Genomic DNA, 16,646 nt, shown 5'->3' on the forward strand with positions numbered 1-16,646 from the left:
GGTTCTTCGATGTCGCTGTGGCAAAAGATTGCACTTCGCATTGCTGAGGAGAGCGGGGAGCCGTTCAAGCTACAGGGTGAACACGCCATCGGTGGTGGCTGTATCAATAGCGCCAGTCGTTTAAAGGGTGAAAGCAGCAGCTGGTTTGTCAAAACCAACAGTGCCGACCGGCTACCGATGTTCGAGGCAGAGGCGGCCGGGCTGGATGAACTGGTCGCTAGTAATACGGTGCACGTGCCTAAGCCGCTCTGCACCGGTATTGAGTCGGGTTCGGCCTATATCGTGATGGAGAACATCGAGATGGGGCGTGATGGGCGTGACAGTATGGCGCGCTTTGGACGTGAGCTGGCGGCGATGCACCACACCACACAGGATAGGTTTGGCTGGTATCGCGATAACACCATCGGTGCTACCCATCAGCCCAATAGTGAGATGGAGAGTTGGATTGAGTTCTACCGTGACCGGCGGTTGGGCTATCAGATTGATCTGGCCGCAAGGAAGGGTGCGCATGCACTCTCGGAAAAGGGTGAGAGGCTAATGGCGGGTCTTGATGCCTTTTTCAACGATTACACTCCACAGCCCTCGTTGCTGCACGGCGATCTCTGGTCGGGTAACTACGCGATCGATAGCCACGGTGTGCCGGTGATCTTCGATCCGGCGGTCTACTTCGGTGATCGTGAGGCGGATCTGGCGATGAGCGAGTTATTCGGCAGCTTTGGTCCCACCTTCTACGATGCCTATCACGAGGCGTGGCCGATCGACCCCGGCTATTCGGTGCGCAAAACCCTCTACAACCTCTACCACATCATCAATCACTTCAATATGTTCGGTAGCGGCTACCTGGGGCAGGCCGAGTCGATGTTGGACCGGCTGCGTCCGAGATCAGTTGATCACGGCGCTACCGTATTACCTTTAACTATTAGTGAAGTGGGTTCACAGATTTATAGAGTGCTGAGTAGTCTTCTGCTTCGCCGGCACAGTTGAGCGCCTGCTCAATTAATGGCCGCACACCCTCAAGAATCGAAGTGTTAAGGCCAATCTGGTTGGCTTCGTCGAGAAACAGGTCGACATCTTTGAGCAGGTGCTGCACCGGAAAGTTGGGGTTGCTGAAGTTACGGCTGAGCATCTTGTCGAGCTTCTTGTCGAAGGTGGGCGCATAGAGGGCGCTCTCGCGCACGATCTCCATAAAGCTATCGATGTTTAACCCTTCGCGCTGAACAAAACCCAGGCTGAGGGAGAAGGCAGCGGTGAGCGAGGCGATGAGCTGATTCATCGCCAGCTTGATTGCGGCGGCATGACCGACAGGCCCGATCAGGCGCGGATTGCTCCCGAGTATGGTGAGTAGAGGCTGCCACTGTTTAAACTGCTCGGGGGTGGCACCGACCATCAGGATCAGCGTGCCGGCTTCGGCCTCGGGCAGACTACCGAGAACCGGAGATTCGAGATAGCGGCCGCCTGCGGCCTCAATGGCGGCTTGCAGGTCACGGCTCTGCTGCGGCGCGATGGTGGCCATCTGGATGATGGTCTTGCCACTGAGCGCGGTGTGTGTGTCCTGATTGAGTAGCATCGACTCGATCGCCTCGGCATCAGTCAGCATGGTTATGACGACCTCAGCGCTGCTTATCGCATCGGCAGCGGTGGCAGCAACCTCAGCGCCCGCCTCCTTGAGTGGGGTGGTGCGTTCCGCTGTACGGTTATAGGCGATCAGATGGTGGCCGCTCTCAATCAGTCGTTTGGCCATTCGGTTGCCCATCAGGCCTGTTCCGATAAATGCGATATGCACTGCGACTCTCCTCAATCTAAATATCTGAATGGAAGGGATGATACCCGATTAGCCGGCTGGGTAGCTTTGAGCTAGAGGCCTCGTAGTATCGATTCGTCAGGGCTCGGAAAGAGATAGTGCTGCTGCCGGATGTAGCCGTTGGGATGTTTACGGAAGTGGTGGCGAAGTAGGGTGAGCGGCGCAGCGCGGGTTGATTGGCCCTGACGAAATGCATCAATGAGCTCAAGTAGCTCTTGTTTGTCCTCGGCATCAATCGACTTTTTCAGGTAGCCCAGGATGTGCTGCATCACGTTGCAGTGTTTGGCTGGGGTGGCACGCTTGTTCAGCGCATCCATCAATCCGGTGGCATAGGTCTGTTTCAGGGTGGAAAGTGGTTGAGTGCTAGCGCTGGATATCAGTTGTCCAAGCTGGCGGTAGGCCTGTGGACTGTGCGCCATCAGGCAGAGTTTCTGTGCGGCATGAAATTCGCTCAGTCGCTTTGGCGTGAGGCGCCGACTATTGAGTTGCTGCCAGCGCTGATAGGCGAAGACCCGTTCAATGAAGTTGTCGCGCAGCTCGGGATCATTGAGGCGTCCCTCTTCCTCAATCGGTAGCAGAGCATTGCTCTCCATCAGTTTGGCGGCGAAACGCCCCACCCCCTTTTTTACTACGGGGCCTTTGGGCGGGTAGACCGATACGCGTTCCATGCCGCAGCTAGGTGATCGTGCCTTGAGAATGTAGCCGCTGATCGACTTCATTTCTCGAGCGGTGCGTCTGCCCAGTCGTTCGAGCTTGTTGGTGACGTTGAGGTTAGGATCGAGCGTGCCGACGGCCTGTGGTGTAGCAGGTTTTCCTACCAGGCGGATGGTGGGGCGAGGCACACCCAGGCCAGCAGCCACCTCGGGACAGAAGGGGGAGAGATCAAAGTGTGCGCCGAGTGTCTCGACAATGTAGCCGTTGTACTTGTGATGGCCGTCGTAGCGCACCTTCTCACCCAGCAAGCAGGCGCTGATGCCGAGTGTGATGCGAGTGTTCACGGTGTTATCGAGGTTGCTCGAGATTGTCATCAATCCAGCCGCCGCTGTGCTGCAGCACGATGTCGGTGAGCGCGTCGATGTGTGCCGGTTCAGCATTAAGGGCGGGAATGTAGCTGAACTGTTTGCCACCTGCGCCCAGGAAGTAGTCACGATTCTCCACCGCGATCTCCTCAACGGTCTCTAGGCAGTCGGCAGCAAAACCGGGGCAGATGGCGGTAACGCTGTCGATCTCGGAGGCTCCCCAGGCCTTGAGTGTCTCGTCGGTATAGGGCTGTAACCACGGCTCGTTGCCAAAGCGCGACTGGAAGCTCATCTGCCACTGTTCGCTATTGAGAGATAGAGCCTCTGCAAGTGCTGTGGCCGTGGCCTTGCACTGCTGATCATAGGGGTCACCCGCTTCGCAGTAACGCGCAGGTAGGCCGTGGAATGAGATCAAAAGTTTGTCGGATTGACCATGCTGCTCCAGATGTTTGTTAACGCTTGCTGCAAGTGCATTGATATAGCCGGGGTGAGTCGCATAACTATCGATAAAGCGGAGTGCAGGGATGTGACGCCACTGCTGCAGTTCACCGCTCACCGCATCAAAGGTACTGGCGGTGGTGGCGGCGGAGTATTGCGGGTAGAGCGGTAGTACGACGATGCGCTCAATACCGCTGCTGTGAAACTGTTGTAACGCCGAGGCGATCGAGGGGTTGCCGTAACGCATGCCGACGATGACCTCAAAGGTGTCGGGGTGGTGGTTATCGAGTTGCTGTTGGAGTGCCTTGGCCTGCAGGTTCGTGGTGTGCAGTAGCGGTGAACCGTTGTCGGTCCAGATGTCGGCATAGGCCTTAGCGACCTTTTGAGGCCGGACACGCAGAATGATTCCGTGCAGTATTGGCCACCATTTCCAGCGGGGCAGGTCGATAACGCGATGGTCAGAGAGGAACTCGGCAAGGTAGCGTCGAAGTGCATCAGGTGTGGGTGCATCGGGTGTGCCGAGGTTAGATAAAAGGATGCCAATGCGTTGCGCGTTGCGCTTCATGAGGTCACTCGTAACAGATGTTTGTCGAACAGTATAACGTTACTGCTAATTCATTTTGGATTGGTCATCTACGTGGTTTTCAGCGGGGTAGTAACTGATAGCCATCCACTCGTTGAGCGATTTAACATCCATAGGGCGGGCGATGTAGTAGCCCTGAGCGACATCGCAGCCGTGACTGGAGAGAGAGGTGAGCAGAGCGTGGTGTTCGACTCCTTCAGCGACCACCTTAAGCCCCAGATTGTGAGCCAGGTCGATGGTGGAGCGAACGATCGCAGCGTCATTCTCATCGCTCTCCATGTCGAGCACAAAAGACTTGTCGATCTTCAGCTCATCAACGGGCAGTCGCTTTAAGTAGGCGAGTGAAGAGAAGCCGGTACCGAAGTCATCGACCGAGAGACGAATGCCCATCTTATCAAGACGGGTGAGGTTACTGATGGCACTCTCAGGGTCGGCCATCATTGCACCCTCGGTGATTTCCAGAGATAGCTTGTCAGCGGCAAGTTTGTATTTTTCCAGAAAGCCGCCGACTTGCTGGGGTAGTTCCGGATCCTGAAGGTTGAGCACGGAGAGGTTAACGGCAACCTTGAGGTCGACGCCGTGCTTAACCCAATCGGCACACTGGCAGAGTGCTGCTTCGAGTACCCAGAGCGTAAGCTGTTTAATCAGGCCGGTACGCTCGGCAATCTTGACCATCTCTTCGGGAGGAATAAAGCCCCGATCAGGGTGGTTCCAGCGCAGCAGTGCTTCAACCCCCGTGATGGTCGCTGTATGGATGTTTAATTTGGGCTGGTAGTAGAGCTCAAGTTGATCGCTCTCGATGGCATGACGTAGATCACTCACAAGCGAGAGACTCTGTACGCTGTACTCATCATTATCTGAGTTGTGAAGGCGTAACCGCTATTCGATCGTTTGGCGAGATACATGGCCACATCTGCACGTTGTAGCAGTGATTCGCTATCGTTGGCGTGATCAGGGAAGAGCGCGATACCAAGGCTTCCGCCGACATAGAGCTTGTGCTCTTTTATCTGCAGGGGCTGCTCCATCATGGTGGTGATCTTGTCGGCAATGTGGGTTGCCTGTTCTCCGTCTGCGGTAGGTAGCAGGATGGCAAACTCATCACCGCCCAGGCGTGCCACGGTATCAGAATCTCGTAGGGTTTTATTGAGACGTTTGCTGATCTGGCAGAGGACTTCATCACCTGCCTGATGTCCCAGTGTGTCGTTGATCTCCTTGAAGCGATCAAGGTCCATCATAATCAGGGCAAAACTGCCGCCGCTGCGTCGGGTTGATTTAACTGCCTGCTCAAGGCGGTCGTTAATCAGGGCGCGGTTGGGGAGGCTGGTGAGTGAATCGTGTAGTGCCTGGTGTTCAAGCTCGGTCTGTCGCGAATTGACCTGGCGGCGCATTTCGGAGAAGGCGTCCACCAGGCTCTGGGTCTCTGTTGTGCAGAGTCTGGGAATCTGAATGTTGACCTTGTTTCGGCTCTCGTCGGTGAGCGCCTGTGCAACCAGAGCGATAGGTTGCAACACGATGCGATTAAAAAACAGGTAGACCACGGCGATAAAAATCAGGCCAATCATTGTCATCGCCCAGAGTGTGTTACCGATATTATCTGCGACATTGGAGAGTGCGCCGACATCGTAAGCCGCAGATGCGTCGATCTGGCGATCAAAGTCGTGGAGCTTTTTCACGATGTTGTTAAAGAGTGGACGGAAATGATTTTCAAGCAGAGGGATGTCGCTACGCCAGTAGTTGCCCGCATGGATATGTTTGATCTCCTCGAAGCTGCGGTACCAGTTCATGGCGGACTCTTCGATGTCGTCAAGGGTACTTGAATTGATGAGGTCGATTCTGTAGGTGCGATCAAATTCGCGAATCTGATAGAGCGTTCGCGATAACTGTTGATAGAGTTCATCAACGTCGGTTGCCTGACCGACAAGTCCCGGTTCGTTAAAGCCAGAGAGACGATTGGCCAGGTAGAGATGAAAGCTTGAGGTTAGTTGGGTCCAGTTGTGATTGAGTCGTAAAAACAGCTGATAGCCATCCTTATGTATGTAGCTAGCATTCAGCTCGTCGATGGTAGTGGAAAGTGTGGTTGTGAATTTGATGTTCTCGATGCGCAGCACATCTCGAATTAATTTAAAGCTCGGGTAGAGTGCTTCGCCATTGGTGCGAAGTGCAAGTAGCTGGTTGGCATGGTTCTGCAGTGATGAGAGTTCGCTGCTGATCGTTAGTGCGATAGCCGCTGGATTGAGTTCGTGTATCGGGGGAACTGTCGCCAGTAGGTCGGTGTGTTTCTTGGCGCTGGCAAGATTGTCGGTTACCTGTTGGTGAAACTGAGGTGTTGGTTTTAGAAGATAGGCATCAACACCCGCATATGCTTCCCACAGCGTCCGTTTGATCTGACGGCTATGCTGCAACAGCGCGTCACGGGTATTGATGTTGGCCGTGCTGCTCTCACCCGCATTAAGCACATAGATCTGAGCGCCCCATACCAGAACAACCACACCCAGGCCAATCAGTGCGGCAAAGCCCAGGTAAATCTGGCGCAGGCTGTAGAGCATTTTTTTATTGGGTGTGCTCAAAGGGCTCCGTTCGGTTGTGCCGGTTCAAGAGGAATCGTGTTGCAAGTCATCATTGATAACCCTTTGAATTCTAGATGATATGGGTGTGAAGTGTAAGAGGGCGCATCAATATAAGAAGAGTTGGAGTTGTTATTGATAGTCGAATAGATGCGGCTGGAAGACAGGTAAAAATGGGCCGCCTTGTGGCGACCCATCTTGAGGTTTAGCTGGTTACGATTCTTATGATGTTGAATCTACAAAAATTGTCTTAGAGGTTGTTGAGCCATCAGGCGTGGTGACATCCACAGTAATCGAAGATGTTGTTTCCGCATCAGCGCCAGGACCATTTGCACCTGTAGATAAAGAAGATGCTGCCGATTAAGTCATCCCTTGTGTTGGCACAGGATTAATAGATAGGTTGGAATTATTGACGGTGTGCGATTCGCCTGAGGTTATTGATATGCCGTCGTCATTTGAAGTGACAGTTATCGTAGTACCAGACGGCATCGGGTTCCCATTTGCATCGTGAATTATGAAATAACCGTCATCCGTTGCGTCGGCTGCAAAACATCTAGAACTGGTGTTGTGCCGGCGATGTCACTAGTTTTGTCACCAGTATTGTCAAAACCGATTGTTGCATTCGAACCCGACATGGTAAGGACAATGGATGTCCTGACGTAGGTGGTGGTTGAGACGCCATCACACTCTGTAGGGCCTTCACAGAGGATGCCGTTATAGAGTCCGTCGATACCATCGTAGGAGCTGTTTTCATTGAAATCCCTTGATTCTTCGTCGTCAGCGGCACCTGTGAAATCAAATACGCCGTCCTCATCGTCATCGCGCCACGCCTCGGGAAGGTCTTGGAAATATTCGCCATCGTCAAACATGCCGCTGCCGTTGGAGTCGATAAACCACTCCTCACCGATAGCTGTGGCTAGTATGGTCACACGGCCATCTCCAGGTTTCGGTTGGCTGGACATCCACCAAACTGAACAACCTCCCCGGTTGTTTCACAGGAGGGCTGGATGGTTCCGCCCTCGGTGGTGAAGTAGATGGCAGTGCCATCGGGAACCGGGTTGTTGAAGTGGTCGAGGCAATCATGCTGATCTGGGAACACTGTGCATTTGCTTCATCACAGCTTTCGATGTCGGTAGGACCGTTATGGATCAATGCCTCCGGACTCAGCCTGTTTGATGCAATGGAGAAGCTGTTTTGATCGGCAATACCGGTTGAGATGGTGAGGGTGTCGGACTGTGTGGCTATCGTATTGTCTGAGTCAAGAGTGGCGGTAACTCTTACGGTGGTGGCAACGTTACCTGAGTTGACCTTGGTTGTAACCAGGCCACTTGCATTGGTGGTCCCACTGGCTGAGGTCAGTGTTATACCGCCCACACCGGTATTGAGGGTGAAGTTGACCAGTTCTCCCTGAAGCGGGTTGTTGTCCGTATCAAGTAGCTTGAAAGTGACTGTGGATACTTCGGGGCGGTCACCAGTGCTATAGCCTTGCAGCGCAATATTGGCTGGGTCGGCGGAGACAAATTGAAGTGAATTGGCGGTTCCTACCGCGACCGTAATGGTGCCGGTAGCGGTGGTTGCCTCTCCGTCGACAGTGGCACTGGCCGTTATCGTTACATCCCCATTACAGCCCAATGCGGTGTAGTCGGTTGAGACAGAACCGCCTGATGAGGCGACGGGTGAGTCAATCGAACCGTGATTGGTTGATGTGGTGCAGTTGGCAGTGAAGGTAATGGCGGTGGGTGTCTGGTAGAGATTGCCGTTGTCGCTATCAGCCAAATTTACTGTAATTCCTGTTGTGCCGCCAGCAGAGAGCGAGGTGATAGCTATATCGAGATCACCGGCGCTGAAACTGCCGCCGCTTCCAGTGCCCAAGGAGATAGTTGCGCCTGATGTGGCCAGAACTGTAACGGTGTCGGAGACGCTCAGTGCTGTGCCGTCGACGGTGGTTGCTGCCTGTACAAGGTCTGTGCCGAGGCAGCCTGCCGCGTTATAAGTGGCCGTAACAGTGCCATCTGAGGTGGAAACAGGTGACGTCATCGTTGCGGTGCCCGCAGCAATACAAGGGCTGGTGAAGTAGATGTCAGCACTGCCCTCATAGAGGTTTCCGCTAGCATCGGCCAGTGAAACCTGGATATCGGTCGATCCATCGGCAGCAATGGTAGGTGTAACGATGTCCAGTACGCCTGCTGTGAAACTGGATGAGGGTGGCTCACCGCTACCTATGAGAATGGGGAGATGGTGATGGTGCCCGTTGCGCCAATTGTTTCACCATCAATGACGGTCGATGCGACGATATCGTCGGAGGTTGTACAGCCATCGGCTGTATAGGTGACTCTCGTTAGGCCCGTAAGGATTGTTTGCTGGTTGGTGAAGGTTGCAAGGTCAGTGGTGAGCAGGTGCTGGTGAAGGTTATGGTTGCGTCACCGTAGCCATTATCATCATCGTCGACCAGCGATACGAAGATAAAGGTGCTACCGCCTGAGGTTATGGTGGTGTCAGTTATATCCAGGACGCCGGCTGTAAACGCTCCGGAGGGTATGCCGCCGCTACCAATCGTGATGGTGGTCGTAGTACCTCCAGTACCTCCAGTGCCCCCATCGGTGCCCGTTGTTCCTGTTCCCTCTTCACATGCAGCAAGTGCCAAGCATAGGAATGCCATCCCAAAACGCGCGAATACTGACATTTAGTTATCCTCTAAGGAGCGTATTTTCCGTTACTTTTACAGGTCGTTATTATGTCCGATAAGAGCTAAAGCTATGTGCTCTTCTGGATCTTGTCAAATGATCGGCGGATACTTTCTGGATCTTGTAGGCCCGACGAACCGCCATTCCGGATCGTAGATGGCTGAAATGGCAAAAAAACGTTGAAGAACAGGATATATAGAAAGGTTTGTTAACGCAACATCACTACTATGTTACGTAACATCAAAATGCGCCCCTCAACTCTCAGAATGAGGGACGCATTTTGTATCGAATTTAACGGTGGTAGGGGGCGCTGAGTTTATGCACTGCCTCGATAAAGGCACCTGCATGTTCAGGGTTGACGTGCTGGTGGATACCGTGACCAAGGTTGAAGACATGGCCTGAGCCCTTGCCGTAGCTCTCCATAATCGCAGCGACCTCTTTTTGAATGCGTTCTGGAGAGGCGTAGAGAACCGAGGGGTCCATGTTGCCCTGCAGTGCTACCTTGTCGCCAACGCGCTTGCGAGCCTCGCCAATATCGGTGGTCCAGTCGAGGCCAAGTCCGTCGCAACCGGTGGCTGCCATATCCTCCAGCCACTGTCCGCCGCCCTTGGTGAAGAGAATCACCGGCACCTTGCGGCCGTCGGCCTCACGAGTTAGTCCAGCAACTATCTGCTGCATGTAGCGCAGCGAGAACTCCTTGTAGTCACGTGGGGTGAGCGAGCCACCCCAGGTGTCGAAGATCATCAGGGCCTGGGCGCCAGCGGCGACCTGGGCATTCAGGTAGCTGATCACTGATTGGGCAGTGGTATCGAGTAGCTTGTGCATCAGATCGGGACGATCGAACATCATCCCCTTCACCTTGGCGAAGTCCTTGGAGGTGCCGCCCTCGACCATGTAGGTGGCGAGCGTCCAGGGGCTGCCGGAGAAGCCGATCAGCGGAACACGACCATCGAGTTCGCGACGAATAGTGCGCACTGCGTCCATCACATACTTGAGGCTATCTTCCGGGTCGGGAACGGGCAGGGCATCGACATCGGCGGCAGTGCGTACGGGTTTGTCGAAGATCGGACCTTCGCCCTCGGCAAAGCGCAGCTGCAGGCCCATCGCATCGGGGATGGTGAGGATGTCGGAGAAGAGGATTGCGGCATCGAGCGGGTAGCGCTCCAGTGGCTGGATGGTCACCTCACAGGCGAGCTCCGGGTTCATGCAGAGGTTCATGAAGCTGCCCGCCTTGGCGCGGGTCGCCTTGTACTCGGGCAGATAGCGCCCGGCCTGGCGCATCATCCAGACGGGGGTGACATCGACAGGCTCTTTAAGGAGGGCGCGAAGGAAGCGGTCGTTTTTCAGCTCTGACATCTCTGGGTTCCTGATTGGATTGGGCGTATGCCGGTTAGGCAGCCCGCTATTCTACTTATTTAGATAGATAGTAAAACGCCCGGTGTGAACCGGGCGTTTTAGGTGGATCAGATCTCGAGGTAGTCGAGGATGCCTTCAGCGGCCTGTCGGCCCTCGTAGATGGCAGTGACCACCAGATCGGAGCCGCGTACCATGTCGCCACCAGCGAAGACCTTCTTATTACTGGTCTGGAACTTGAACTCGCTCTCCTCGGGTGCAACCACACGACCGCGGTCGTCGAGGTTGATGCCGAAGTCGGCAAACCAGGGGGCTGGGCTGGGGCGGAAGCCGTAGGCGATGATGACATCATCGGCAGGGATTACCTCTTCGGAGCCGGCAACCGGCTCTGGGCGACGACGGCCGCGCTCATCGGGTTCGCCGAGGGCGGTGGTGATGACCTTGATGCCCTCGACCTTACCATTGCCGACGATCTCGACTGGCTGGCGATTAAAGGCGAACTGCACGCCCTCTTCCTTGGCGTTGGCGACCTCTTTCTTCGAGCCGGGCATATTCGCTTCATCACGGCGGTAGGCACAGGTGACGGCTTTAGCGCTTTGGCGAATTGAGGTGCGTGTGCAGTCCATTGCGGTATCACCACCACCCAACACAACCACATTCCGGCCTTCCATGCTGACAAAGCCGTTCTCGTCCTGCGGATAGTCGTAGCAGTTGTTGACGTTGGAGATGAGGAAGTCGAGCGCCACATGTACGCCCTCCATATCCTCGCCAGGGATACCGCCGGTCATCGAGTCGTAGGTGCCCATGCCGAGGAAGACCGCGTCATAGCCATCGACCATTTCCTGGAACTGAATGTCTTTACCGACTTCGGTATTGAGTTTGAACTCGATACCCATGCCTTCAAGGATCTCACGGCGACGCTTGACGATGCCCTTTTCGAGCTTGAATTCCGGAATGCCGAAGGTGAGCAGGCCACCGATCTCAGGGTGACGATCGTAGACTACTGCCTTCACGCCATGACGGGCGAGAATATCGGCACAGCCGAGTCCGGCAGGACCTGCACCGATGATGGCAACGCGTTTACCGCTATCTTCAACGTTAGAGAGATTCGGCTTCCAGCCCTTGGCAAAGGCGGTATCGGAGATATAACGCTCTACAGCGCCGATGGTGACCGCACCAAAGCCGGTGTTGAGTGTGCAGGCACCCTCGCATAGACGATCCTGCGGGCAGACGCGACCACAGATCTCGGGCAGTGAGTTGGTGCGGTGCGAAAGCTCGGCGGCCTCTTCGATATTGCCTTCGGCAACCAGCTTGAGCCAGTTGGGAATGTAGTTGTGTACCGGACAGCGCCACTCACAGTAGGGATTGCCGCAGCCGAGACAACGATCGGCCTGTTCTGCCGCATTCTCGGGACCAAAATGGCCGTAGATCTCGGCGTACTCCTGAACGCGCTCGTCGGCCGACTTCTTCTCGGGGTCGGTGCGCGGAACCTGCACAAATTGAAAGTTGTTACCCATATCTATTCAGTCACTGTATTTGGTTGTAACGACAGGTGGCCTATGCGGCCGCCCGGCGCAGATCCTCAAGCAGCGTCTCAAGATCAGCCGCCTTCGGTTTGACCAGCCAGAACTTGGCCGCCATATCGGTGAAGTTGTCGAGAATGTGCTGGCCCCACTCGCTGCCAGTTGCTTCAACAAACTCTTCAATCAGTCCGCGCAGGTAGTTGCGATGTGCCTCGGTGGTCTCGGTGCAGACGCGCTGGATGTCGATCAGCTCATGGTTGTAGTTGTCGACAAAGCAGTTCTTCTCATCGAGTACATAGGAAAAACCGCCGGTCATGCCGGCACCGAAGTTGAGTCCGGTCTCACCGAGTACGGTGACCACGCCGCCGGTCATATATTCACAGCAGTGATCGCCAACACCCTCAACCACGGTGACCGCACCGGAGTTACGCACGCCGAAGCGCTCGCCTGCGGTGCCTGCAGCAAACAGCTTGCCGCCGGTCGCACCATAGAGACAGGTGTTGCCGATGATGGTGGTCTCGTTGCTCTTGAAGTTGCTGCCAGCAGGGATGCTGATGGAGACCTTGCCGCCTGCCATACCCTTACCGACGTAGTCGTTGGCGTCACCTTCGAGTTCGAGGTTGAGACCACCAGCATTCCAGACGCCGAAGCTCTGTCCGGCGGTGCCGGTTAGCTTGATGGTGATTGGCGCATCATCCATGCCGAGGTTGCCGTGACGCTTGGCAATCTCACCGGAGAGGCGTGCACCGATCGAGCGGTGAATGTTCTGTACCTCGTAGCTGAACTCGCCGCCACTCTTGTTCTCTATCGCCAGCAGGGTGTCGTTGACCATCTGCTCAGCCAGTTCGCCCTTGTCGAATGGCTCGTTCTTCGGTGAGGTGCAGTACTGTGGCTTGTCTGCCGCAACGCCACCATCGGAGAGGATCGGGCTCAAGTCGAGTCGTGCCTGCTTGTCGGTAATTGCACCCGCTATCTCAAGCAGATCGGTGCGACCGATCAGCTCATTAATATTGCGCACACCGAGCTGTGCCATGATCTCGCGAGCCTCGTTGGCGATGAAACGGAAGTAGTTCATCACCATCTCTACCTTGCCGATGAAATGGTCGCGACGCAGCACGTTGTCTTGAGTGGCGATACCGGTAGCACAATTGTTGAGGTGGCAGATACGCAGGTATTTACAGCCCATCGCAACCATCGGGCCGGTACCGAAGCCGAAGCTCTCAGCGCCGAGGATGGCGGCCTTGATCACATCGAGGCCGGTCTTGAGACCACCATCGGTCTGTACGCGCACTTTGTCGCGGAGATCGTTGGCACGCAGGATCTGGTGGGTCTCGGTCAGACCAAGCTCCCAGGGTGAACCTGCATATTTAACAGAAGTCATCGGTGAGGCACCGGTACCACCGTCGTAACCGGAGATGGTGATCAGGTCGGCATAGGCCTTGGCTACGCCTGCGGCGATGGTGCCAACGCCAGCTTCGGCAACCAGTTTCACTGAAACCAGTGCGTCAGGATTGACCTGCTTCAGATCGTAGATCAGCTGTGCCAGATCCTCGATCGAGTAGATATCGTGGTGTGGCGGTGGTGAGATCAGACCAACGCCCGGCTTGCAGTAACGCAAGGTGGCGATCAGGTCGTTGACCTTATGACCTGGAAGCTGTCCACCCTCGCCGGGCTTGGCGCCCTGTGCCACCTTGATCTGCAGCACTTCGGCGCTGCTCAGGTAGTGCGGGGTTACACCAAAGCGTCCGGAAGCAATCTGTTTGATCTTGGAGCGCTTCTCGGTGCCGTAGCGGACCGGATCTTCACCGCCTTCGCCAGAGTTCGAGCGCGCACCAAGGCGGTTCATCGCCTCAGCGAGGGTTTCATGTGCCTCAGGTGAGAGTGCGCCGAGCGACATTGCGGCCGAATCGAAGCGCTTGTAGATCGAATCTACGGATTCAACCTCATCGATAGAGATGGCGTTGGTACCGCTGCGCAGTTTGAGCAGGTCGCGCAGGGAGATCGGCTTGGCGCGATCATTGACGCAGTTGGCGTAGGCTTCCCAGTCGCTATTATCACCGCTCTGTACGGCCTTTTGCATCAGCTGCACAACATCGGGGTTGTAGGCGTGCTCTTCACCGCCATGGATGTACTTGAGCAGGCCGCCCTGAACGCTCTGCTTGCGTGGGTTCCAGGCAAGTTTGGAGAGTTTACGCAGATCGACTTCCAGATCGGCGAAGTTACTGCCCTGAATTCGGTTGGTAGTGCCCTTGAAGCAGAGATCGACAACCTCGTTGTGGAGGCCGACCGATTCGAACAGCTGTGCACCACGGTAGCTAGAGATGGTGGAGATGCCCATCTTCGAGGTGATCTTGTAGAGCCCCTTGTTGATGCCGGCACGGTAGTTCTGCATCAGCTTGGCACCGTTGGTATCGGTGATCTCGCCAGTGCGCTGCATGTCGAGCAGGCACTCGTAGGCGAGGTAGGGGTAGATGGCAGTGGCGCCGAAGCCGATCAGGGTGGCGAAGTGGTGTGGGTCACGGGCGGTGCCACTCTCGACCACGATGTTGGCATCGCAGCGTAGCCCCTCTGCGATCAAGCGGTGGTGTACCGCACCGGTCGCGAGTAGGGCGTGGATTGGTAGTTTGCCAGCGGTCACGTCACGGTCTGAGAGGACTAGGATCACCTTGCCAGCCTTGATCGCTGCAACTGCAGCATCACAGAGTGACTCGATGGCATCCTGAAGATTGCCGTCGACAGAGTAGTTGAGATCAAGACGTTCATTGGCGTAGTTGTCGCCATCGAGAGCTAGCAGCTGACGGAACTTGCTGTGAGAGAGGACCGGGGAGTTCACCAACAGACGTGCGGCGTGCTCGGGGGTCTCTTCAAACATGTTCTGTTCACGACCGAACAGCGTCTCCAGTGACATCACCACCTTTTCACGGATCGAGTCGATCGGTGGGTTGGTGACCTGGGCAAACTGCTGGCGGAAGTAGTCGTAGGGCGAGCGGAGTTGCGTGGAGAGGACCGGCAGTGGGGTGTCGTCACCCATTGAGCCGGTCGCCTCCATGCCTGCCTCGGCAAGCACGCGCAGGATTTGATCGCGCTCTTCAAAGCTCACCTGGAAGAGCTTCTCATAGACAGCGAACTGATCCTGGGTGATCGACTGTGCACCATCCTCCTCTTCGGTGAGGCTCGACTCAAGGCGCTTGGTGAACTGCTGTAGCCACGCTTTATAAGGCTGTGCACCCTTGAGACGGCTGTCGATATCTTCAGGGCGCAGTAACTCGCCGGTTTCGGTATCGGCAGCAATCATCTGTCCCGGCTTGAGGCGGCCTTTTTCAACCACATCCTCGGGGTTGTAGTCGTATACACCGATCTCTGAGGCGAGGGTGATGTGACGATCCTTGGTGATCACGTAGCGCGCAGGGCGCAGGCCATTGCGATCGAGTGAGCAGGCCGCGTAACGACCATCGGTCAGTACCACACCTGCTGGACCGTCCCACGGCTCCATGTGCATCGAGTTGTACTCATAGAAAGCACGCAGATCGGCATCCATCGTCTCAATGTTCTGCCAGGCCGGTGGAATTAGCAGGCGCATGGCGCGGAACACTTCCATGCCACCCGCGAGCAGCGCTTCGAGCATGTTGTCGAGGCTATTAGAGTCGGAACCACTCATTGAAACCAGTGGACGGACGTCCTCCATCGGCAGTAGTGGTGTTTCAAACTTGTGACCACGTGCGACCGACCAGTTGCGGTTGCCCTGTACGGTGTTGATCTCACCGTTGTGCGCCAGATAGCGGAACGGCTGAGCCAGGCGCCACTGTGGCCAGGTGTTGGTTGAGAAACGCTGGTGAAAGACGCAGGTGGCCGATTCCAGGCGCTCATCGTTGAGATCCTGGTAGAAGATCGGTAGGTTGGCCGGCATCACCAGACCTTTATAAGAGATCACGCGGGAGGAGAGCGTAGGGAGGTAGAAGACCTCATCGTTCTCCTGAATCGTCTTTTCGCTACGGCGGCGGGCGATGTAGAGGTGACGTTCGAACTGCGTCTCATCCATCGAATCGGGCGCGTTGATGAAGATCTGCTCAATCACTGGCAGGCTCTTCAGTGCCTCTTCACCACAGGCGGAGCTGTCGGTGGGAACCATACGCCAACCGGCGACACTCAGTCCCTCGGCAGTCAGCTCAGTTTCGAGTTGCTGGCGCGCCTTGGTGGCGAGTGAGGCGTCGGTGCTGAGAAAGACCATGCCAGCGGCGTAGAGAGTGCTGAGGTTGATGTCGCTCTCGGCAGCCACGGCACGCAGGAAGCTGTCGGGTTTTTTCATCAACAGGCCGCAACCATCACCGCTCTTACCGTCAGCGGCAACAGCGCCACGGTGGGTGAGGCGGGCCAGCGCGCCGATGGCGGTCGTGACCAGTTTGTGGCTCGGTTTACCGTCCATATGGGCGATAAGGCCGAAGCCGCAGTTGTCTTTTTCGAAGCTGGGGCAGTAGAGCCCGGTCGATTTCTCGTCTAATTTATTCACGGTATATCGCCGCTATCTTAATGATTCTTAAGGTTCTGCCGGATGTTGTTGCGTACCACGCACACAGTAAAAAACTGGTCTGGCTAGCGCCGCACCCGGGACAAAAGGCAGAACAGTATACTCATGAGGGGCTTGTGGTTCAATTTTGGTGGCTAGAGCTGGCGCACCGATATG

Annotated in this window: 11 protein-coding genes; 1 reads left to right on the top strand and 10 read right to left on the bottom strand. The window is 55.7% G+C overall.

Annotation, left to right across the window (positions count from 1 at the left end; all coding sequences use genetic code 11):
• Positions 1 to 9: 9 nt before the first annotated feature.
• A complete protein-coding gene (locus HUE57_RS04720) occupies positions 10 to 984 on the top strand; it encodes a fructosamine kinase family protein (RefSeq protein ID WP_174672809.1) in 975 nt (324 codons plus the stop codon).
• Here the strand turns inward: HUE57_RS04720 and HUE57_RS04725 are convergent.
• The 10 genes from HUE57_RS04725 to gltB form a co-directional block, all read right to left on the bottom strand.
• Complete coding sequence (locus HUE57_RS04725; RefSeq protein ID WP_174672810.1) at positions 920 to 1,783, bottom strand: NAD(P)-dependent oxidoreductase; 864 nt, start codon at positions 1,781 to 1,783, stop codon at positions 920 to 922. The genes HUE57_RS04720 and HUE57_RS04725 overlap by 65 nt on opposite strands.
• A 71-nt stretch (positions 1,784 to 1,854) precedes the next feature.
• Entirely contained in the window at positions 1,855 to 2,829 is a 975-nt protein-coding gene (locus HUE57_RS04730) for a YbgA family protein (protein WP_078482036.1), read from the bottom strand.
• Positions 2,804 to 3,823: a ferrochelatase gene (hemH, locus tag HUE57_RS04735; protein ID WP_078482037.1), complete on the bottom strand. Its 1,020-nt coding sequence runs from the start codon at positions 3,821 to 3,823 to the stop codon at positions 2,804 to 2,806. Before hemH ends, HUE57_RS04730 begins: the two co-directional genes overlap by 26 nt.
• Positions 3,824 to 3,868: 45 nt before the next feature.
• A complete protein-coding gene (locus HUE57_RS04740; RefSeq protein WP_078482038.1) occupies positions 3,869 to 4,663 on the bottom strand; it encodes a putative bifunctional diguanylate cyclase/phosphodiesterase in 795 nt (264 codons plus the stop codon).
• A complete protein-coding gene (locus HUE57_RS04745; RefSeq protein ID WP_135621883.1) occupies positions 4,660 to 6,408 on the bottom strand; it encodes a GGDEF domain-containing protein in 1,749 nt (582 codons plus the stop codon). The genes HUE57_RS04740 and HUE57_RS04745 overlap by 4 nt, the downstream gene beginning before the upstream one ends.
• Before the next feature lie 509 nt (positions 6,409 to 6,917).
• On the bottom strand, positions 6,918 to 7,334 hold the full coding sequence (locus HUE57_RS04750; RefSeq protein ID WP_174672811.1) for a hypothetical protein: 417 nt from the start codon (positions 7,332 to 7,334) through the stop codon (positions 6,918 to 6,920).
• On the bottom strand, positions 7,306 to 8,442 hold the full coding sequence (locus tag HUE57_RS04755) for an autotransporter outer membrane beta-barrel domain-containing protein (protein ID WP_174672812.1): 1,137 nt from the start codon (positions 8,440 to 8,442) through the stop codon (positions 7,306 to 7,308). Before HUE57_RS04755 ends, HUE57_RS04750 begins: the two co-directional genes overlap by 29 nt.
• A 938-nt stretch (positions 8,443 to 9,380) precedes the next feature.
• Positions 9,381 to 10,445: a uroporphyrinogen decarboxylase gene (hemE, locus tag HUE57_RS04760; protein WP_078482041.1), complete on the bottom strand. Its 1,065-nt coding sequence runs from the start codon at positions 10,443 to 10,445 to the stop codon at positions 9,381 to 9,383.
• A 107-nt stretch (positions 10,446 to 10,552) separates the two neighbouring features.
• On the bottom strand, positions 10,553 to 11,959 hold the full coding sequence (locus HUE57_RS04765) for an FAD-dependent oxidoreductase (protein ID WP_078482042.1): 1,407 nt from the start codon (positions 11,957 to 11,959) through the stop codon (positions 10,553 to 10,555).
• A 40-nt stretch (positions 11,960 to 11,999) separates the two neighbouring features.
• The gene (gene gltB, locus HUE57_RS04770) at positions 12,000 to 16,472 is read right to left on the bottom strand and encodes a glutamate synthase large subunit (RefSeq protein WP_078482043.1); all 4,473 of its coding nucleotides are present in this window, start codon (positions 16,470 to 16,472) and stop codon (positions 12,000 to 12,002) included.
• Positions 16,473 to 16,646: the final 174 nt, after the last annotated feature.

The sequence above is a fragment of the Candidatus Reidiella endopervernicosa genome (genome assembly GCF_013343005.1).
In the GTDB taxonomy this organism is placed as follows: Bacteria; Pseudomonadota; Gammaproteobacteria.